Source organism: Actinomadura sp. NPDC000600 (assembly GCF_040492135.1).
Classification (GTDB): domain Bacteria; phylum Actinomycetota; class Actinomycetes; order Streptosporangiales; family Streptosporangiaceae; genus Spirillospora.
Window position 1 is genome coordinate 197,242 of sequence record NZ_JBEUPD010000002.1, and the last position, 20,400, is coordinate 217,641.

A 20,400-nucleotide genomic window follows, 5' to 3' on the forward strand; every position below is an offset into this window, starting at 1 on the left:
GCCCGCGACGGGGGAGCGGGCCCCGTCACGGGCCGCGGGCGGGGGGCGGTCAGGCCTTGGTGATGGTGAGGTTGTCGATGCCCGCCTCGACGAGGCTGGCGGTGCCGGCGTCGGCCGCTTCGACGACGATGCGGACGGACTGGCCGGCATAGGCGGACAGGTCGTACGTCGCCGTCTGCCACGCCCCGGCCTTGTTGGCCATGGCGCCGCTCTGGCTCAGCACGGTGCTCGACCCGTTCGCGCCGACGACGCGGACGCGCAGGTAGTCGTCGGTCGAGCTGTTGTTGAGGTAGGCGAAGTTCCAGGAGAACTTCAGCGACAGGGTGCCGCTCGGCAGGCTGATCGCCGGGGACTGGACGGTGCTGGTGCCGCCGTCCAGGTCATAGGTTCCGGCGTCGGTTCCGGCGGCCGCGCCCGTCACGAGGGCGCCGCTGCCGCTCGCGGCGGCGAGCTGCAGGTTGGTGCCGGAGTAGCTGGTCGGCTGCGGGGTGCCGCGCTCCCAGCGCCCCGTGGTGGCGGTGTCGCTGCCGTTCGGGTTGGTCGTCCAGCCCGTTCCCGACTCGAAGTCGTCGGAGTAGACGGCACCGGGCTGGCCCTGCCCGACGGTCAGCGTGTAGGTGGCCGTTCGGTCGACGGACGCGCCGTCGGCGAGGACGGTCAGCTTGTAGGTGCCGTCAGCCGTCCCGGCCGGGACGGTGACCGTCATCGTGGACGACTGCCCCGAGGTGACGGTGGCGGGCGAGAACGTCGCGGTCGGGCCGGACGGGCTGCTCGTCGCCGACAGCGAGACCTGCTGCGCGGTGCCGCCGGTGGTCTGGGTGCTGACCGTGGCGGTCGCCGTCCCGCCCGCCTGGGCGGTGCCGGAGCCGGGGCTGAGCGAGATCGAGAAGTCGTTCTGCTGGGTGCCGCAGGCCGCCTCGCCGCTCTGCGCGGGGACGTTGATCGCGCTCCACGCCGCCTTCACCGCGTTGCACTCGGTGGCCGAGCCGGGGAACAGCTGCAGCGCCGCGTTGATCGTCTCGATGCGGGCGCGGGCGTGGCTCCAGTTCGTCACCTTGCGGTTCAGGCCGCCCATGAAGATCTGGCCGGCCTTCTGGATGCCGATGCCGGTGACGGTGGAGCTGTTGCAGGTCGGGCTGGTCGGGTTGCCGTTGGTCGGGTTCGAGCCCTCGGCCAGCAGGTAGAACCAGTGGTTCTGCGGGCCGGCCGCCGCGTGCACCTCGGTGCTCGGGATCGAGGACGAGTAGCAGTTCGGGTCGCCCAGCGCGGACGGGTTGTACATGTTGCGGATCGGGCCCTGGCCGACCAGGTCGACCTCCTCGCCCACCAGGTAGTCCGGCGGGTCGTAGGTGGAGGGCTCGTTCATGTAGTGCTCGGTCAGCGCGCCGAAGATGTCGCCGGCCGACTCGTTCAGCCCGCCCTTCTCGTTGCCGTTGCCGCCGCTGTCGCCGCCGGGCGTGGTGGTGAAGACGGCGTGGCCGTTCTCGTGGCCGACGACGTCGACCGACGTGGCCTGCTTGGTGCCGGCCTGGTTGTGGCCGAAGTTGGTGTAGCTGCCGTTCCAGTAGGCGTTGACGTCGCTCAGGCCGACGCGGAGCGGGAAGCCGCCGCCGCTGCCGTTGATGCCGTTGCGGCCGAGCCAGGAGCCCAGCATGTCCCATTCCTTCTGGACCGCGTAGAGGGCGTCGACGCAGGCGGTCTCCAGGTCGGTGCCGCTGCCGTTGCCCCACGCGCTGTCGGTGCCGGTGTAGGTGGAGCCGTTCTGGCCACCGCACCGGATGCCGGAGCGCTGCGGGTCGCTCATGGACGTGGCGGCGGTGCTGAGGTCGACCGTGCCGTGGTAGTTGCTGCGGTCGTCGGCCGCGTCCCGGACCTCGTCGTAGGTCTTGACGACCTTGCCGGACCTGGCGTCGACGAACACGTGCAGCTTCGTCGGGGCCTTCTTCTGGGTGCCGCTGACGACGGTCTCGTAGACGAGGCGTCCGGAGCCCTCGGCGAGCACCATCAGGCGGGGCGTGGACGCGGTCTCGACCTTGGACACGCGGGCGCGCGACGTCTTGGCGGCCTGCGCCGCGCCGATCGACGCCTTGGTCGACACGTCGAGCTTGCGGGTCTGGCCGACGGTGGTGCTCAGCACGCCGCCGCTGGCGTTGGTGGTGACGACGAAGTCGCCGCCGTAGACGGGCAGGCCGTCGTAGGTGCGCTCGTAGGCCACGTACTGCAGGCCGCGCAGGCCCGAGGTGACCCCGCGCCGGACGATCCGGTCCTCGGGGGCCTTCTTGAACGCGGCGGGCTTCGCCGCGACCAGGCGGTCGGCCGAGGCGGCGGCGACGGCGCGCGGGTCCGGCTTGGCCGGCGCGGCGGGGGCGGTGCGGGGTGTCGCACCTGAGGCGGGCGAGGACATCGCCACGGCGAGGCCGACGGACAACGCCGCCGCCCCGATCGCGGTCTGGTGTCTCACGGGGGTGCTCCTTCCACGTGCCGGGCGGGGAGGGGGTGGGGCACGTGGAGACCCTTTGTGAGGGCGCTCCATGAACCGCCGCCCGCCCGGCGGGGGGTTTGGATGGGGACTCATCCGGATGAGCTGACCCGAAGTGCACCGTGGTTCGGGAAGGGAGTCAATAAATCCATTTGGTTCTGGATTTTCAATTCTGTGGAGGGAATCTCTGAAACCAATGGAAGGCCGTGGTCTGCCAGCGCGGACGGGCCGGGCCGGTGAACCGGCCCGGCCCGTCAGGCAGGGAACCAAGGGGGCGGCGAGCGCGTTGAGGCGCCCGGCCCGCGTCAGGGGGCGATGCGGCGGCAGAGCCAGGAGAGCGCCAGCGGGTAGCGGTAGTCGATGGCGCCGTGCCCCGCGTCGAACAGCTCGAAATGGATCACGTCCTCCGCGACGCCGGCGTCGAGCAGCGCCCGGCGGAACGCCTCCGCGCCGATGTCGAGGTACCACTCGTCGCGCGTCCCGCCGTCGATCCAGATCGCGCGCTGCGACCGCATCGCCTCGGCGTGCCCGGGCACCATCCGTACCGGGTCCCACGCGAGCCAGCGCTCCCACACCTCCGGCCGCAGCACGCCGGTGACCGGGTCGAACGGCAGGTCGACCGTGCCGTCCTCGCGTGCGGAGTAGCACAGCGCCATGCCGAGGATGTTGAGCAGTTCCATGTCCTCGGGCTTGGTGAACGAGGTGCGGCTCCTGAAGTCGTCCCACCAGCGCCAGATGTCGCCGTCGTACTTGCGCAGGTGGCGGACGCACTTGGGGAACTCGGTCAGGTAGCAGTACTCGAACAGGGCGTCCCCGGCGTGCGTCGCGAGCGCGCCGAACAGGTCGGGGCGGAGCATCGGCGTGATCATCGCGCCGTAGCCGCCGCTGGACTTGCCGCTGATCGCCCGGTGCTCGGGCGCGTCGAGCGTCCGGTAGTGGCCGTCCACCCACGGGACGACCTCGTCGCAGATGTAGGAGTGGTAGCGGCCCGTGCCGGGCGAGTCGACGAACTGGCTGCCGCCGTGCGCCGTCCAGGCGTCCACGAACACCACGATCGCGGGCGGCGCCTCCCCGGAGGCGAACACCGCGTCGGCCGCCTCGGGGAACGGCTGCCGGTAGGGCATCCGGTTGCGCCAGATGCCGACGTGCCCGGTGAAGCCGGTGATCACGTAGACGCTGGGGTAGCGGCGGTCCGGTTCGTCGTCGTACCCGGGCGGTACGTACACCAGGACCGGCCGCTCGTGCGGATCGCCTAGCGGGTTGCCGCGCAGCAGCTCGCTGCTGACGGTGTGCTCTTCCAGGCGGCCGGCGAGCTCGGCGGACCACGGCTGCATCGCGTACTCCCTTGTCGCAAAGCGAATGATCAGCTCGACGCTAACCCATGGCCCGGACGTCCGGACGGGCCCGCCGTCGGGGGCGGATGTCACAATCCGGCGGGGTTCTCCGCTCCTACAGGGAAGTGAAGGAGACAGACATGACCGACAACGCCGCACGCCTTCGGGAACTGCACCGGCCGGGCGACCCGCTGCTGCTGCCCAACGTCTGGGACGCGGGGAGTGCGAAGACCGTCCAGGAGGCCGGGTTCCCGGCCCTCGCCACCGCCAGCGCCGCCGTGTCCGCCATGCTCGGCTTCCCCGACCGCGAGGGGGCGCCCGTCGAGGAGATGTTCGCGGCCGCCGAGCGCGTCATCCGCGCGGCGACCGTCCCCGTCACCGTGGACGCCGAGGCCGGGTACGGGCTCCAGCCGGGTGAGCTGGTCGAGCGGCTGCTCGCCATCGGGGCGGCGGGCTGCAACCTGGAGGACACCTACGCCGGGGAGCTGGCGAAGCCGGAGACGCAGGCCGAGTACATCGCGGCCGTCCGGGAGGCGGCCGGTGACGCCCTCGTGATCAACGCCCGGGCGGACGTCTTCGTCGCCAAGGCGCCGGACCCGGTCGAGGCCGCGATCGCCCGCGGACGGCTCTACCTGGAGGCCGGCGCCGACTGCGTGTACCCGATCGCGGCGCCGCCGGACGCCCTCCCGTCCCTGGTCAAGGGGATCCCGGGGCCGATCAACGCGAACAACTTCCCTGGCACCTCGCTCAGGGATCTGGCGGAGACGGGCGTCGCGCGCGTCTCCTACGGCCCGATGCCGTACCTGCGCGCCCTGGACGCGCTGAAGGAGTTCGCCGGCCGCGTCCTGGCGAAGGAGGACCCCTACGCCTGACCTGGGGGTCGCCTACGCCTGGCCGGGTCCCCCGCACGGGCCCGGGCCGCCTGGCCAAGGGGCGACCGCACAGCCCTGAGCTCTGGCGCCTGCGCCCCGCCCGGCGTAGGCGCCTGGCCTCCGGTGCGGGCCGCGTGTGAGGGCGCTCTCACGACGGGCGCCTTGCAAGTGTCCACTTACGATGGCACAGTGAGACGAAATTCGACTCGTTGTATCAGACGTGGGCACAGGCGCGAGCCCGTACGGAGGTGGGGCCGGCATGACCGCGACCGTTGAGGAGACGCCGCCGAAAGTCGTCCTGGACTCGATCAGCGGCATGGCCCTGGCCGCCGCCGCGGCCAACGTCGTCATGCAGCTGTCCCGCCTGCCGATCGGGCACGGCGTCGCCGAGAGCACGGTCGACAGCGGCCGCGTCGACAAGCACCCGGTCAAGCGGGCCCGCACCACGCTCAGCTACATCGCCGTCGCCATGCTCGGCACCGAGGCCGAACGGGAGGCGATGCGGCGCGAGGTGAACCGGGCGCACCGGCACGTCCGCGCGAAGGAGCCCGTCGCCTACAACGCGTTCGACCGCGAGCTGCAGCTGTGGGTCGCCGCGTGCCTCTACGCGGGCGTCGAGATGATCTACGCGATGCTGTACGGGGAGCCGTCGGAGGAGGAGGCCGCCGAGCTGTACCGGTACGGCGCCCGCTTCGGCACCACCCTCCAGGTCGCGCCGGAGATGTGGCCGCCGGACCGGGCCGCCTTCGAGGAGTACTGGCGGGCGGGCCTGGAGAAGATCGAGATGGACGACGTCACCCGCCGCTACCTGCGCGACCTCGCCGACATGCGCTTCCTGCCCGCGCCCGTCCACTGGACGCTCGGCCGGTTCCACCGCTTCCTGACGCTCGGCTTCCTGCCCCAGCCGTTCCGCGACGAGCTCGGCCTCCCGTGGACGCCGCGCGACCAGGCGCGCTTCGACCGCTTCGCCCGCGTGCTGGCACGGAGCAACCGTGCCCTGCCGGGCCCGGCGCGGATGTTCCCCTTCAACCTCTACCTGCGCGACGTCCGGCGCCGCATCAGGAGCGGACGCCCGATCGTGTGACCTCGTCCCGGGCGCTCAGCGGGGCACCTCCCGGGCCGCGGCGTCCGCGTTCCGCGCGTTCTCCGGGTTCTCCTGGTCCCGCGCGGTGTCCGCAGTGTCCTGCGTGTCGGACGGTTTGATCTGGAGCTCGAAGTCGCCCTTGTGGTGGGTGACGCCGGCGATGACGGCGTCCTCCAGCACCTCGGCGCCCTTGTGCTGGCGGCGCATCATCGGATCGGAGCGGACGTCCTTCGCCAGCGCGACGCACAGCAGGATCAGCACGATCGCGAACGGCAGCGCGCCGATGAACGTGATGTTCTGGATCCCGTTGAGCGCCTCGTCCCCGCCGATCACCAGCATGATCGCGGCGACCCCGCCCGTCATCGCGCCCCAGAAGACCACGACCCAGCGGGACGGGGAGGTCGAGCCGCGCTGCGACAGCGTGCCCATGACGATCGACGCCGCGTCCGCGCCGGACACGAAGAAGATCGCGACCAGCACCATGACGACGACCCCGGTCACCGCCACCCACGGCAGGTGGCCGAGGACGTTGAAGGTGATCTGCTCCTCGGTCCCGTTCCCGAACGGGTTCAGGCCCTTGCGCTGCTGGTCGACGGCCGTCCCACCGAAGATCGCGAACCAGACCACGCTGACCGCGCTCGGCACGAGGATCACGCCGGCGACGAACTGCCGGATGGTGCGGCCGCGGCTGATCCGGGCCAGGAACATGCCGACGAACGGCGCCCAGGAGATCCACCACGCCCAGTAGAAGATCGTCCAGTTGGACAGGAACGTCTTCATCGGCTCGCCGCCCGTCGCGCCCGACCGGGACGCCATCTCCCCGAAGTCCTGGAGGTAGACGCCGAGCGTGGTGGGCAGCAGCTCCAGGATGAAGACGGTCGGCCCGACCACGAACACGAAGAGCGCGAGGAGGACGGCCAGCACCATGTTGATGTTGGACAGCCACTGGATGCCGCGCGCGACGCCGGACACGGCCGACACCACGAAGCAGACCGTCAGCACCACGATGACCAGGACGAGGACGGTGGTGCCGAGCGACTCGATCCAGCCCGCCTCCTGCATCCCGGTCCGGATCTGCAGCGCGCCGATGCCGAGCGAGGCGGCCGAGCCGAAGAGGGTGGCGAACAGCGCGAGGACGTCGATGACCTTGCCCGCGGGACCCGCGGCGCGGCGGCGGCCGAGCAGCGGCGTGAACGCCGAGCTGATCAGCTGGCTGCGGCCCCGGCGGTAGTGGCTGTACCCGATCGCGAGGCCGAGCACGGCGTAGATCGACCACGGGTGCAGCGTCCAGTGGAACATCGTGGTCGCCATGGCCGTCTCGATCGCGGCCTCGCTCTGCGCCGGGTCGGTGCCGGGCGGCGGCTTCACGAAGTGCGTGAGCGGCTCGGCGACGCCGAAGAACATCAGCCCGATGCCCATGCCCGCGCTGAACATCATCGCGACCCACGAGACCGTGCGGAACTCCGGCTCGTCCCCCTCCTGCCCGAGCGGGATGCGGCCGTACCGGCTGAACGCCAGCCACAGCGAGAAGATCACGAAGCCGGTCGCGGCGAGCACGAACAGCCAGCCGAGGTTCGTCAGCAGCCAGTCCAGCGCCGTGCCGGCGACCGAGCCGAGGCCGCCGGTGTCGGCCGCGCCCCAGATCACGAACGAGGCCGACAGCACCGCCGCGACGCCGTAGACGACCCAGTCGGTACGCGGCCGCTCGTGCTCGACGAGGCTCACGGGCTCGGTGCCGGGATACTCGTCGCGCTCGCCCGGCTCGGGCTTGGTCCTCTCCATAGCCCGGTCTCATGCCCGAAAGTTCAGTTTTCAGTTACGCAGGGGAGCGATCCGTTTGCAAAATCTTTGGGTTCGCGGACTCCGGCGTCCCCGGCCGTCGGAGCGCCTCCGGCCGGGGACGGCGCGGTCAGCAGCGGGCGGTGACGCGGGTGGGCAGGGACGCGAAGCCGCGGTCGTTGGACGAGCGGACCCGCTTCGCGGCGTCGATGTCGATCTCGTAGTCGGCCACGACGTCCGCGATCTCGCCGAGCGCGATGCGGGCCTCCAGCCGGCCGAGGTTCGCGCCGAGGCAGTGGTGGCGGCCGTTGCCGAACGCGAGGGACGCGCCGGTGTCGCGGTCGAGGTCGAAGCGGTCGGGCTCGGGGAAGACGTCCGGGTCGCGGTTGGCGGCGCCGGTGAGCAGCAGGACGCGCGCGTCCGCCGGGATCGTCACGCCGTGCAGCTCCACGTCCTCGTTGGTGGTGCGGGCGAGCGCCTGGGACGGCGGGTCCCAGCGCAGGGTCTCCTCGATCCAGTCCTCGACGCGCCCGCCGAGCGCGGCGGCCCGCTGCTCGGGGTGCCGCCAGGCGGCGTGCCAGGCGTTGCCGAGCGTGAGCATCGTGGTCTCGATGCCGGCGCCGACGAGCAGGATCAGCACGCCGACGATCTCCTCCGGGGTGAGCCGGTCCTCGCCCTCGGCCGCGTCCAGCAGGCCGGACAGCAGGTCGTCGCGGCGCCGCTGGGCCCGTTCGACGGTCAGCTCGGTGTAGTAGGCGACGAGGGCGCCGATCGCCTGGAGCGCCTCGGGCGGCAGGTCGTCGCCCGCCTCGTCCCGGTACATGATCGCCATGCCGAGGTCGCGGACCTTGCCGCGGTCGGCCTCGGGGACGCCGACCAGCTCGGAGATCACGTCCGTGGGGAAGCGGGCCGCGAAGCCGGTCATCAGGTCGAAGGAGTCGCCGTCCAGAAGCGGCGCCAGGCACTCGCGCGCGATCTTGCGGATGCGCGGCTCCAGCGCCTGGACGCGCTTCTGCGTGAACGCCCGCGACACCAGGCCGCGCATCCGGGTGTGCTTCGGCGGGTCCATCGCGACGAAGGAGAAGAACCTCTCCGCGTCCGGGCCCCAGAACGCCGGTTCGATCCGCAGGCCGTTCCGGCTGGAGAAGCGGGCGGAGTCCTTCAGGGCCGCGAGAACGTCGGCGTGCCGGGAAAGGGCCCAGAAGTCGTCGGCGTCGTTGCGATGGACCGGTGACTTATCGCGCAGTTCCGCGTACACCGGGTAAGGGTCGTCCTGAATCGCGAAGTCGAAGGGACTGTAGAAGAGATCCACGGTCGCCACCATTTCACAAAGGCCGCAGTTTCGGTCCCCCGCGGATGTGAGATTCTGTTCTTCGCCCGGTACGACCAGGGCACTTGATCTTGAGCCGCGGGGGCGCGGCGCGCAACGAAACGAGGTCGCCGTGGAAGATGAGTGGGTCCCCGCGGGGATCGACCCGACGAAGGCGCACCCGTCCCGCCGCTACAACTACTGGCTCGGCGGCAAGGACAATTTCGCGGTGGACCGCGAGTCCGCTGAGGTGGTCGCGTCCGCGTGGCCGACCGTCGGCCTGTCGGCCCGGGAGAACCGCAAATTCCTGAAGCGCGTGGTGGGATACCTGGCCGGCGAGGCCGGAATACACCAGTTCTTCGACATCGGCACAGGGCTCCCGTCGGCCGGCAATGTGCACGAGGTCGCCCAGGCGATCGAGCCGACGTCGCGCATCGTCTACGTCGACAACGACCCCGTGGTGCTCGTCCACGCCCGCGCCCTGCTGAACAGCCACCCGGCGGGCCGGACCGCCTACATCGAGGCCGACCTGCGCGAACCCGACAAGATCCTCGCGAACGCCGATCTGCGCGAGACCCTGGACCTGTCCAGGCCGGCGGCGCTGATGCTGGTCGCCACCATGCACTTCGTCACCGACGACCACGACCCGCACGGCATCGTCTCCCGCCTGGTCTCGGCCCTGGCCCCCGGCAGCTACCTCGTCATGACGCACGCGACCAGCGAGCACCTCACCCCCGAGCAGTACGCGGAGAACGAGGAGGCGAACGCGCGCAGCGGCGTCCCGTTCCGGCTCCGCACCCGGGAGGAGTTCGCGCGCTTCTTCGACGGCCTGGAGCTCCTCCCGCCGGGCATCACCTCGGTCGTCGACTGGCGTCCCGACGTCCCGCCGGAGGACCGCCCGTCGGTCGAGGACGTCTCCATGCTGTGCGCCCTCGCCCGCGTCCCCTGACCCGCCCGATCAGGTGCGCGCCTTGTTCACGGCGTCGACGAGGTCCTCGACGTCCTCGGCCGTGGTGCGGTGGCTGATGACGCAGGCGCGCAGGGCGGCGCGCCCGTCCAGCCGGACGGGGCTGATCCACGCGCGCCCGCTCTCCACGACCGTGCGGGCGAGCGCGTCGTGGTGGTCCCACGTCCGGTCGCCGGGGTCGGCGAAGCACACGACGGGCAGCGGGGTGTCGTTGACGACCTCCCAGCCGGTCGCGGCGAGCCTGCCGCGCAGCACGTCCGCGAGGGCGGCGTCGCGTTCGAGCTGCTCGGCGTAGCCCGCGCGGCCCGCGACGGCGAGGCTGAGGAAGAGCTTGAGGCCCATGAACCGGCGCGACCACTGCTGGGTCGAGGTGTAGGGGTCGACGGCCCCCTGGATCTCGTCCGGCATGTAGGACGTGGTGACCCGGAAGGCCTCCGCGAGGCCCTCGGCGTCGGTGGTGAGCAGCGTGCCCGCGCCCATCGGCACGCTCAGCCACTTGTGCGCGTCGAGCGTGACGGAGTCGGCGCGCTCGATGCCGTCCAGGGCGGGCCGCAGCCGGTCCGACAGCGCCGCCGCGCCCCCGTAGGCGGCGTCCACGTGCAGGCGGAGGCCGAGGCCGGCGCACAGGTCGGCCAGGTCGTGCAGCGGGTCGATCGCTCCGGCGCCGGTGGTGCCGGCCGTCGCGGCGACGAGGAACGGCAGGTCGCCGCGCGCCCGGTCGGCGGCGATCAGCTCGGCGAGCGGCCCGGCCTCCATGCGCAGCCCGGGACCGGTCGGGACGAGGCGCACGGCGTCCCGCCCGATGCCGGTCGCGTGCGCGATCTTCAGCCAGGCCAGGTGGCTCTCGGACGACGCGTACAGGAGCGGACGGCCGGGGAGCGCGCGCAGCCCCTTCTCGCCGTACTCCGGCCAGGTCCTGGTCAGCGCGAGCAGCACGGCCGTCAGGTTGGCCTCCGCCCCTCCGCTCGTGAACGACCCGGCCACCGCGTCGCGCGGGTAGCCGAGGCGGGCGCCGAGGAAGCGCACCAGGTGCGCCTCGATTTCCGCCGCGGCGGGGGCGTGCGACCACGCGGCGAGCTGCGGGTTGAACGCCGCCGCGAGCGTCTCGCCGACCACGCCCATGAAGGTCGGCGTGGGGTTGAACAATCCGAAGTACCGGGGATGCGTGGTGTGGACGGTCGTCGCCCGCAGCAGCTCCGCGACCCCGTCCACCGCCTCGCCGGGCGCGACCGGGCGGTCGAAGTCGTACGCGCCGATCGCCGTCCGCAGCTCGCGCACGTCCACGGGGGCGCTCACGTCCCGCCCGGCGATCCGCTCGCGCTCGCCGCGCATCAGGTCGACGACCTGCCGCCACACGCGCTCGGCCGCCTCCGCGGGCGGATCGAAGGAGGCTCGTCCAGAGGGGAAGTGGTCCATGCGTCCGAGCCTGGCGTGCACGGGGCCCGCCCCCAAGTGGCACAAGTGACCATCACCGCTAAATTAGTGACATGCACACGCTCGCCGTCGCCGTCACCGAGGGCGTGCCGATCTTCGAGCTGGCGATCCCGTGCGAGGTGTTCGGGTACGAGCGCCCGGGACTCGCTCCGTCCTGGTACGACTTCCGCCTCTGCGCCGCTCCCGGCACCCGCACCACCGCCGGCTTCGCCGCCCAAGCCGAGTACGGCCTCGACACGCTCGCCGAGGCCGACACCGTCGTGGTCCCCGCCTGCGCGAGCGTCATCGACCAGCAGCCGCCGGACCTGGTCGACGCGGTCCGCGCCGCGCACCGCAACGGCGCCCGCATCGTCTCGCTGTGCACGGGTGCGTTCGTCCTCGCCGCCGCGGGCCTCCTGGACGGGCGCCCGGCGACCACCCACTGGATGCACGCGGGCGAGCTGGCCGCCCGTCACCCGAAGGTCATGGTGGACGCGTCCGTCCTCTACATCGACGACGGCGACGTGCTGACCAGCGCGGGCACCGCCGCCGGGCTCGACCTGTGCCTGCACGTCGTCCGCAACGACCACGGCGCCGCCGTCGCGAGCGCCCTGGCCAAGCGCCTCGTGATGCCCGCGCACCGTCCCGGCGGCCAGGCCCAGTACATCGACGCGGCGGTGCCCCTGGCCGACGCCGACGAACTGGGCCCGCTCCTCGACTGGGCGCGCGAGCGCCTCCACGAACCCCTCACCGTCGCCGCCCTGGCGCGCCGCGCGAACGTCACCACCCGCACGCTGATCCGGCGCTTCCACGCCGCGACCGGCACGACCCCGATGGCCTGGCTGCGCGGCATCCGCATCGACCACGCGCGCGAACTCCTGGAGACCACGTCCCTCCCCGTCGACCAGATCGCCGAGCGCTCCGGCCTCGGCAGCCCGGCCAACCTCCGCCACCACTTCACCCGGGCGGTAGGCGTCCCCCCGACCGCCTACCGCCGCGCTTTCTTCCAACAGTCCCGGCCCACTTCGCTCGCCTGGCGGCTCGCTACGTGACCGTGCCTGGGCGAACGCGGCATCGCTTCGCGATCTGCCCGGTGCCGCTCGCCTCCGGCTTCGCCGCACCGGGCAGGTCACGCGTTCGCGCGCGTGGCGGAGGACACTTCGAGCCAGGCCCTAGAAGACCGGGGTGCCGTTTCGGACGAGCTTCCAGTTCTCCACGTGGAACGTCGTGGGATCGATGGTCCCCGCGGCGGACGCGTACTCGACGATCGCCTCGCGGATCGCCACCTGGGCGTTGTAGACGACCGGGGCCGCGGCGATGTGGGGGAAGCCGCCGCCGCCCGACTGGCGGTAGTTGTTGACCGCGACGACGAACTTCTGGTCGTCGGCGACGGCCTTGCCGTCGTAGGACAGGTTCGCGATGCGCGAGCCCGCCGGCTTGGCGATGTCGACGTCGTAGGCGACGCCGGAGAACTGGTCGTAGTTGTAGTCGGGGCGGTTGTTCGCGTTCGTCCACGAGGCCGGGTCGACCGGGGCCGCGGGGTCGACCTGCTTGAAGTACTGGGCCGAGTACTCCAGGTACGCCTTGATCTGGGAGCCCGTCAGGATGCTCGCCAGCAGCGTGTTGTCGTAGATGTAGAGGCCGGCGATGTCCCGGATCGTCACCTTGCCGGCCGGGAAGGTCGCGGCGCGGCTGAAGGGCGCGGCGATCGAGACGACGGGCAGGGACGCGTTCTCGGTGCCCGCGACCGCCTCCTTGACCTTCGCGGTCTGCACCAGGTGGATGTAGTCCAGGATCGCGGTGTCCTTCCAGCAGGACTCCGCCGCCGACATCTCCTCGGTGGAGGTCGCGACCTCCTTGTTGACGTAGGCGACCACCGCGTCGTGCTGCTTCTTGACGAGCGTGACGAGCTCCGGGTCCTCCTCGACCGTGTTGCTGTTCACGGTCGTCGCGGACTTGCCGGTGACCTTCCAGCGGCCCCGCTCGTGGACGAGGGTGAGGTCGAAGACCGACAGGCGCTGGCCCCAGCACTTCGGCTCGCTCAGCACGACCGTCCGGCCGGTGGCCTTGTTGGTGACGAACCGCTGCGGGATCTCCAGGTGAGCGTGCCCGAACAGGATCGCGTCGATGCCCGGGACCTGCTCGGCGACCAGGGCGGCGGCGTTCTCGACGGGCAGCGCGTCGCCGTAGGACGAGGTGCCGCTGTCGCCGGAGTGGGCGCTGACGACGACGACGTCCGCGCCCTTCGCGCGGATGACCGGCACCCAGCGCCGGGCCGTCTCCACCAGGTCCAGGAAGTCGAGCTTGCCGGAGACGTTGGCCTTGTCCCAGATCGCGACGCCCGGGTTGGTGAGGCCGAGCACCCCGACGCGGATCGGCGGGTAGCCGCGGACCCGCATCGTCTTGATCATGTACGGCAGGTAGGCGGGGCGGCGGGTGCCGGCGTGGACGGCGTTGGCGGCGAGCACCGGCGCGTCCATCTGCTCGATCCACCTGTTCAGGAACGGGATGCCGTAGTTGAACTCGTGGTTGCCGAGGGCCACGGCGTCGTAGCCGATGGCGTTCATCTGCCGCGCCATCGGGTGGATCCCGCCGGTATCGGTGATCGGCTCGACGGAGGCGTAGTAGAAGCCGAGCGGGGTGCCCTGGATGGTGTCGCCCGCGTCGAAGAGCAGCGTGCGGTCGCGCCCGCGGTCGGCGCGGATCTGGTTGACGAGGCTGGACACGCGCGCCAGGCCGACCACGTTGCCGGCGCTGTCGGTGTACTCGGCGTCCTTGTAGTAGTCCCAGTTAACTACGTGGCTGTGCAGGTCGGACGTGCCCATGACGGTGATCGTCACGGACTTGCCGGGGGTCGCAGCCTGGGCGGAGCCGGGCCATCCGGCCAGGGCGAGCGCGCTCGCGGCGGTCAGGCCGCCGAGGACCTGCCTGCGGCTGACGTCCGGCACGCGGCACGAGCACCAGCGGGGCTCAGGGGCCTTCGGATTCTCCATGACGCACTCGTTCCTTCCGCAGGGGTGACGGCAGAACGATAGAGGCGCAGCTCAGGATCGCTTTCGGCGACATCCTCCGATCCTTGGGCGGATTCGTTGGCAGTCCTTGTGCACGGTGTCCGGCCCGGCGCTGTTCGATCTCGTGCCGGAGGCCGCCGGACATCGGGCGGGCACGGCCGGCGGCGCCCCGCGCGAACGCCCGGTCAGGCCGCCGCCTGGCCGGGCGTTCCGTCGTATCGGGGGTACTTCGCCTGCTGAGGCGTGTGTCCGAAAACCGGGGGCTGGGTGGTGTGGCGTGCGTCACAGTGGTGATGGCGTGTCCCAGTAGCGCACTACTTGAACGTCCTTGTTGCCTTTTCGCCACTATTGCCGTGTTTGGCGTTTCGTGTTCCTCTATTTAAGGCAATGTCTGATTGCGGACCCCGCCGGCCGTTTCCGCGCCGCCGTCCGCCCGCCCGCCAACGAGCCGCCCATCGAGCCGCCAGCCGTCGAGCCCACCCAGCCCGTCGACCCACGCCACGCAGCGACAGCGGAGGTCCGGATGCGCAAGGAGACGCTGGAGAGCTTCGTCCTCGGGGACGTTCTCCGGTCACAGGCGCAGGTGCACCGAAGACAGACGTTCCTCAGGTTCCGCGACGGGGAGATCAGCTACGGCGAGGTGGACGCCGCCGCCGACCGGCTGGCCCGCGCGTTCTCCGCCGCCGGCATCGCGCGCGGCGACCACGTGGGCGTGATGCTGCCCAACTGCGCCGACTTCGTGCACGTCATCTTCGCGCTTGCCCGGCTGGGCGCGGTCGCCGTACCGATCAACATCGCCTACCGGGGCGAGCTGCTCCGGCACGTCCTGGACAGCTCCGACTCCGGCCGGCTCATCATCGACGGCCCGTACGCCGAGCGGCTCGTCGAGATCGCCGACCGGCTGCCCAAGCTGGAACGGGTCATCGTGCGGGGCGCCGCGGAGGCCGGGGTGCTGCTCGACCGGCTCGGCAAGCCCGCGCGGGACATGTCCGCGCTCCCGGCCGACGGCTCCGGTCCGGTGGACGCCGGCGTCGCCTTCAGCGACATGCAGGCGATCATGTACACGTCCGGCACCACCGGGCCGTCCAAGGGCGCGATGGTCCCGCACGCCCTCGCGCTGACCTGCGCCTACGACTCGCTCGACTTCCTCGACCGCTGGGGCAAGACGATCTACTGCCCGCTGCCGCTGTTCCACGCCGCCGCGCTGTGGGACGGCATGCTCTCGGCCCTCCTCGGCGGCGGCTCGATCGCGATCGTCGAGAGGTTCAGCGCGTCGAGGTTCTGGGACGACGTGCGCCGCTTCGACGCGCAGGTCTGCATGAGCGTGTTCTCCATGATCCCGATCCTGCTGAACCGCCCGCCGACGTCCCGCGACCGCGACCACCGGCTGGAGACGTTCTACATGGGCAAGTCCAACCTGGACGAGCCCCTGCGGGAGCGGTTCGGTGTCCGGTCCGTGGAGACCTACACCAGCACCGAGGCGGGCATCGCGACCGGCAGCCCGTACGGGGAGTGGCGCGTCGGCTCGTGCGGGCAGGCGCACGAGGAGCGGTTCCAGGTGGCGGTCGTGGACGAGCGCGACCGGGAGGTCGGGCCGGGCGAGCCGGGCGAGCTGGTGCTGCGGCCGAAGCAGCCGTTCGTCCTCACGACCGGCTACTACGGCAACTGGGAGGCCACGACCCGCTGCTTCCGGAACATGTGGTTCCACACCGGCGACCGGGTATGGCGCGACGACGACGGGTACTTCTACTTCCTCGACCGGATGAAGGACGCCATCCGCCGGCGGGGGGAGAACATCTCCGCGTTCGACCTGGAGACCGAGATCAACCGGCATCCGGCGGTACTGGAGTGCGCCGCGATCGGCGTGCCCTCGGAACTGGAGGACGAGGACATCAAGGTGTCGGTCGTGGTGCAACCGGACACCGGGCTCGACCCGGAGGAGCTGGTGGCCTACTGCGAGGAGCGGCTGCCGCGCTCGATGGTGCCGCGCTACGTCGAGTTCATCGACGCGCTGCCGCGCACCCCCACCGACAAGGTCGCCAAGTACAAGCTGCGCGCGCAGGGCGACGGCGGGATCACCCCGACCACCTGGGACCGGGAGGCGAGCGACCGGTGAACTGGGACGACACGCCAGAGCAGGCGGCCTTCCGCGAGGAGGTCCGCGCCTTCGTCGAGGAGCGGTTCCCCGCGTCGTACCGTCCGGCCGGGGACGAGGAGCACAGCCTCGAACCCGAGGACGTCGCCGGCTACAACTGGCCGGTCGACCGGGTCGCGGACGATCCCGAGCGGCGCGAGGGCGCGCGGGCCTGGGCGGCGGCGCTGGCCGAGCGCGGCTGGATCGCGCCGCACTGGCCCCGGGAGTACGGCGGCGCGGGCCTGTCGGCGCTGGAGGAGTTCGTCCTGCACGAGGAGATGATGCGCGCCCGGGTGCCGACCGTGAACGGCATCGGCGCGTTCCTCCTCGGCCCGACCCTGCTGGTCCACGGCACCGACGAGCAGAAGGCCGTCCACCTGCCGCCGATCGCGGCGGGCGAGGCGACGTGGGCGCAGGGCTTCTCCGAGCCGGAGTCGGGCTCCGACCTGGCCTCGCTGCGCACCCGCGCCGTCCGGGACGGGGACGAGTACGTGGTCGACGGCCAGAAGGTGTGGACATCCCTGGGCCAGTACGCCGACTGGCTGTTCGTGCTCGTGCGCACCGACCCGTCCGCCGAGCGCCCCCACCGCGGCATCACCTTCCTGCTGGTCGAGGCCGACTCGCCCGGCGTGACGATCCGCCCCATCACCGACATCCGCGGCGCGGTGCCGTTCTGCGAGATCTTCTTCGAGGGCGTCCGGGTGCCGGTGGCGAACCGGGTCGGCGAGGAGAACCGCGGCTGGTACGTGGCGATGTCCGCGCTCGGCTTCGAGCGGGCCGGGATCGGCGCCACCATCAAGTACGAGCACGCCCTCGCCGATCTGGTCGCCTACCTCAGGTCGCCGGAGGGGGCGCGGCACGCCCGGCGGAGCCCCGCGCTGCGGGAGGAGGTCGCGCGCCGGCGGACCGAGATCGCCGTCCTGTACAACCTGGCCCGCTACACGGTGTCGCGGCAGGCGGCGGGCGACGAGCCCGGCTTCGAGGCGTCCGTCAACCAGCTGTTCGGGGCCGAGCTGCACCAGCGGCTCGCGCGGACGGGCGCGCTGGCGTTCGGGCGGTCCGCCGCGCTCTGGGACCGCGAGGGGGCGCCCCTCGACGCGGTGTTCACGCACATGCGCCGGGACTCGGTCGCGTCCACCTTCCTCGGCGGCACCACAGAGATCCAGCGCAACGTCATCGCCACCCGGGGCCTGAACCTGCCCCGCGGCTGACCACTACGGGAGGAGCCACGGACATGCCCGAGGACTACGAGACCGTCGACCTGCGGATCGAGGAGCGGGTCGCCTGGCTGACGCTGAACCGGCCGGACAAGCTCAACGCGCTGACGCCCACGACGATGACGGAGCTGCGCGACATCTTCACCCGCGTGGACGACGACGAGGACGTCTGCGTCGTGGTGCTGCGCGGCGCGGGCGAGCGCGCGTTCTGCGCCGGCATGGACCTCTCCTGGTCGGAGAAGCTGACCCCGCGCGAGCGGATCGAGCAGGGCCGGCTCGGCGAGAAGACGTTCGCGATGATGGAGCGCCTCTCGGTCCCGGTGATCGCGGCGGTGCACGGCTACGCGGTCGGCGGCGGCCTGGAGCTGGCGCTCGCGGCGGACTTCATCATCGCCTCCGACGACGCCAAGATGGGGCTCGTCGAGATCACGCTGTCGGCGCGTCCCCCGTACCGCCCGAAGATGACCGAGGACGGCGACCCCGACCAGCCCGAGTTCGGCGGATCCGCGCCCGGCTGGGGCGGCGTGAAGCGGCTGCCGGAGCGGATCGGCAAGGCCCGCGCCAAGGAACTGCTCTTCACCGGCGCCCGCATCGGCGCCGAGCGCGCCCTGCAGCTCGGCCTGGTCAACGACGTGTATCCCGCCGCGGAGTTCGACAAGCGGATCGGCGAGCTGGCCGAGCGGATCGCGGCGATGAACCGCTACAACCTGCGGCTCGTCAAGGAGCTCGTCACCTACGGCTACGACTGGATCGAGCCCCACCCGAGCTAGGAGGACCCGTGCAGATCTACCGAATCGATCATGTCGCGCAGGTGACCCCCGACCTCGAGACGCAGGTCGCCCTGCTGGAGGGCCTGTTCGGGTTCCGGCGCGTCCGGAGCTGGGACAACCCGGCCGAGGGCGTGCGCGGCGCCCGGCTGGAGATCCCCGGTAGCCGCGGCCAGGCCTGGGAGGTCGTCGCGCCCGCCGGCGACGGCGGCTCGTTGCGGACGTGGCTGGACGAGCACAAGGGCCGGCCGGGCCTGCACCACGTCGGCGCGGAGGTGCCCGACCTCGAAGCCGTCCGCGCGGAGCTCGAGGTGCGCGGCATCAAACCGACCGACTGGGCGCGGGGCGGCTGGCTGGAGGCGTCGCTGAGCCCGCCCGAGCACGGCACCGGCGTGCTGTGGCGGCTCCGCGGGCCGGGCAGCCTGGACATGTGCGGCGACACCGCCGCCGCCGCCGCGGCCGCCGAGCCGTCCCCGCCGGACGGCCCGTCCCTCGGCGTCGTGGCGCTCGACCACATCTGCCAGGCCTTCCACGACCGGGACGTCCTCGCCCGCTGGTACCACGACCTCGCCGGGTTCGTGCAGGTCTGGCGGACGGCGGACGAGGAGCACCCCGACATGGCCGACCTCGTGCTGAACATCCCCGGCTCGGCGATCTGCTGGGAGGTCATCATGCCGCGCGGGGAGGACTCGTTCATCGACCGCTTCCTGGAGCGCGGCGGCCCGGGCGCGCACCACGTCACCTTCGAGGTGGCCGACTGGGACGCGGCGCTGGCGGCCTGCGACCACCACGACGTCCCGACCTTCGACGACGAGGAGGGCGTCACCGACGGCGCCGCCTGGAAGCACACGTTCATCCACCCGAAGCACACCGGCGGCATCCTCGTCCAGCTGTTCTGGGAGGAGCGGCCGGGAGTGTGGGTCCGCTCGGACAAGGTGCCGCCGCCATGGACCTGAGCCTGACCGAGGACCAGGAGTTGATCGCCGCCACGGCCCGCGAGCTCCTGGAGTCCAAGGCCGCGACGGCGGGCGCGCGGGCCCTGGCCGGCGACCCCGCCGGCCACTCGGCGCCGCTGTGGAAGGAGATGGTCGAGCTCGGCTGGCCGGGCCTCGCCTTCCCCGAGGAGCACGGCGGCGTCGGCGGCGACTTCCTGGACGTCTGCCTGCTGTTCGAGCAGCTGGGGTACGCGCAGGTCCCGAGCCCGCTGCTGGCGTCGGTCGCGTGCTGCGGCATGCCGGTCGCGCGGTTCGGGACGTCCGCGCAGAAGGAGCGCTGGCTGAGCGCCATCTCGGAGGGCCGGATCGTGACCGCGGCACCGCTCCCGTGGGACCGTCCCGGCGAAGGGCTGGTCGCGACTCGCTCCGACTCCGGCTACCTCCTGGAGGGCACGGCCACCTTCGTCCCGTTCGCCGCGTCCGCCGAGAACATCCTGCTGGTGGCCCGGCTCGACGGCGAGCCGCACGCCTTCTGGGTCGACGCCGCCGACGTCACACTGAAACCACTCGGGACGATCGGCCACGACCGTCCCTGCCACGCCGAACTGGACGGCCTGCGGGTCCCCGACGAGGACTCCATGGGCCCGGACGCCGCGAACGCGATCTCCCTCTTCGGCGCGGCGGCCACCTGCGCCGAGATGGTGGGGGCGGCGCAACGCGTCCTCGACATGACGGTCCAGTACGCCACCGAACGCGAGCAGTTCGGCCGCGCGGTCGGCTCGTTCCAGGCCGTCCAGCACCACTGCGCGAACATGGCCATCGACGTCCTGGGCTCCCGCTTCACCGCCTACGAGGCCATCTGGCTCCTCTCGGCGAACCGCGACGCCGCGCAGGCGGTGGCGATGGCCAAGGCCTGGGTGAGCGAAGCGTACGAACGAGTATGCGCCCTAGGCCACCAGGTACACGGCGCCATCGGCTTCACCCAGGAACACGACCTGCACCTGTTCTCCGAACACGCACTGACCGCGTCCCTGGCCTTCGGCGACGCCCACTTCCACCTGGACGAACTGGCAACGTCCCTCGACCTGCCCTGACCCGC

At 71.8% G+C, this 20,400-nt stretch carries 15 protein-coding genes; 9 read left to right on the forward strand and 6 right to left on the reverse strand.

The annotated features are described in order from the left end of the window. Window positions 1-49: 49 nt before the first annotated feature. Together ABWI07_RS03715 and ABWI07_RS03720 are read right to left on the reverse strand one after the other, a co-directional pair. Window positions 50-2,461 carry a M4 family metallopeptidase gene (locus tag ABWI07_RS03715; protein ID WP_353817616.1) on the reverse strand — a complete coding sequence of 804 codons (2,412 nt, stop codon included), beginning with the start codon at window positions 2,459-2,461 and terminating at the stop codon, window positions 50-52. A 323-nt stretch (window positions 2,462-2,784) separates the two neighbouring features. Next, window positions 2,785-3,813 carry an alpha/beta hydrolase gene (locus ABWI07_RS03720; protein WP_353817617.1) on the reverse strand — a complete coding sequence of 343 codons (1,029 nt, stop codon included), beginning with the start codon at window positions 3,811-3,813 and terminating at the stop codon, window positions 2,785-2,787. Between the two features lie 140 nt (window positions 3,814-3,953). Here ABWI07_RS03720 and ABWI07_RS03725 point away from each other — a divergent pair, with 140 nt between their 5' ends. Further along, entirely contained in the window at window positions 3,954-4,685 is a 732-nt protein-coding gene (locus ABWI07_RS03725) for an isocitrate lyase/PEP mutase family protein (protein ID WP_353817618.1), read from the forward strand. Window positions 4,686-4,944: 259 nt separating this feature from the next. Beyond that, window positions 4,945-5,769: an oxygenase MpaB family protein gene (locus ABWI07_RS03730; protein WP_149261901.1), complete on the forward strand. Its 825-nt coding sequence runs from the start codon at window positions 4,945-4,947 to the stop codon at window positions 5,767-5,769. A gap of 15 nt (window positions 5,770-5,784) precedes the next feature. Here ABWI07_RS03730 and ABWI07_RS03735 read toward each other — a convergent pair whose 3' ends face one another. Continuing rightward, window positions 5,785-7,551, reverse strand: a complete 1,767-nt coding sequence (locus tag ABWI07_RS03735; RefSeq protein ID WP_149261900.1) for a BCCT family transporter — start codon at window positions 7,549-7,551, stop codon at window positions 5,785-5,787. Between the two features lie 127 nt (window positions 7,552-7,678). Continuing rightward, on the reverse strand, window positions 7,679-8,860 hold the full coding sequence (locus ABWI07_RS03740; RefSeq protein WP_353817619.1) for a cytochrome P450: 1,182 nt from the start codon (window positions 8,858-8,860) through the stop codon (window positions 7,679-7,681). A gap of 130 nt (window positions 8,861-8,990) precedes the next feature. On the opposite strand from ABWI07_RS03740, the gene ABWI07_RS03745 reads away from it, so the two are divergent. Next, on the forward strand, window positions 8,991-9,806 hold the full coding sequence (locus ABWI07_RS03745) for an SAM-dependent methyltransferase (RefSeq protein ID WP_353817620.1): 816 nt from the start codon (window positions 8,991-8,993) through the stop codon (window positions 9,804-9,806). A 9-nt stretch (window positions 9,807-9,815) separates the two neighbouring features. On the opposite strand, the gene ABWI07_RS03750 is transcribed toward ABWI07_RS03745, so the two are convergent. After that, on the reverse strand, window positions 9,816-11,240 hold the full coding sequence (locus ABWI07_RS03750) for a pyridoxal phosphate-dependent decarboxylase family protein (protein ID WP_353817622.1): 1,425 nt from the start codon (window positions 11,238-11,240) through the stop codon (window positions 9,816-9,818). Window positions 11,241-11,311: 71 nt separating this feature from the next. Between ABWI07_RS03750 and ABWI07_RS03755 the strand changes: the two genes are divergently transcribed. Then, entirely contained in the window at window positions 11,312-12,289 is a 978-nt protein-coding gene (locus ABWI07_RS03755) for a helix-turn-helix domain-containing protein (protein ID WP_353817623.1), read from the forward strand. Window positions 12,290-12,409: 120 nt separating this feature from the next. On the opposite strand, the gene ABWI07_RS03760 is transcribed toward ABWI07_RS03755, so the two are convergent. Then, the gene (locus ABWI07_RS03760; protein ID WP_149261895.1) at window positions 12,410-14,230 is read right to left on the reverse strand and encodes a bifunctional metallophosphatase/5'-nucleotidase; all 1,821 of its coding nucleotides are present in this window, start codon (window positions 14,228-14,230) and stop codon (window positions 12,410-12,412) included. A gap of 541 nt (window positions 14,231-14,771) precedes the next feature. On the opposite strand from ABWI07_RS03760, the gene ABWI07_RS03765 reads away from it, so the two are divergent. From ABWI07_RS03765 to ABWI07_RS03785, 5 genes are read left to right on the forward strand one after another with little or no spacing between them, the layout of a single operon-like run. After that, window positions 14,772-16,364: an AMP-binding protein gene (locus ABWI07_RS03765; protein WP_353817624.1), complete on the forward strand. Its 1,593-nt coding sequence runs from the start codon at window positions 14,772-14,774 to the stop codon at window positions 16,362-16,364. Further along, a complete protein-coding gene (locus ABWI07_RS03770) occupies window positions 16,361-17,593 on the forward strand; it encodes an acyl-CoA dehydrogenase family protein (protein ID WP_149261893.1) in 1,233 nt (410 codons plus the stop codon). The genes ABWI07_RS03765 and ABWI07_RS03770 overlap by 4 nt, the downstream gene beginning before the upstream one ends. 23 nt (window positions 17,594-17,616) lie before the next feature. Then, complete coding sequence (locus tag ABWI07_RS03775; protein ID WP_149261892.1) at window positions 17,617-18,369, forward strand: enoyl-CoA hydratase/isomerase family protein; 753 nt, start codon at window positions 17,617-17,619, stop codon at window positions 18,367-18,369. A gap of 8 nt (window positions 18,370-18,377) precedes the next feature. Then, entirely contained in the window at window positions 18,378-19,322 is a 945-nt protein-coding gene (locus tag ABWI07_RS03780) for a VOC family protein (RefSeq protein ID WP_353817625.1), read from the forward strand. Further along, complete coding sequence (locus ABWI07_RS03785) at window positions 19,313-20,395, forward strand: acyl-CoA dehydrogenase family protein (protein WP_353817626.1); 1,083 nt, start codon at window positions 19,313-19,315, stop codon at window positions 20,393-20,395. The genes ABWI07_RS03780 and ABWI07_RS03785 overlap by 10 nt, the downstream gene beginning before the upstream one ends. Window positions 20,396-20,400 lie beyond the last annotated feature (5 nt).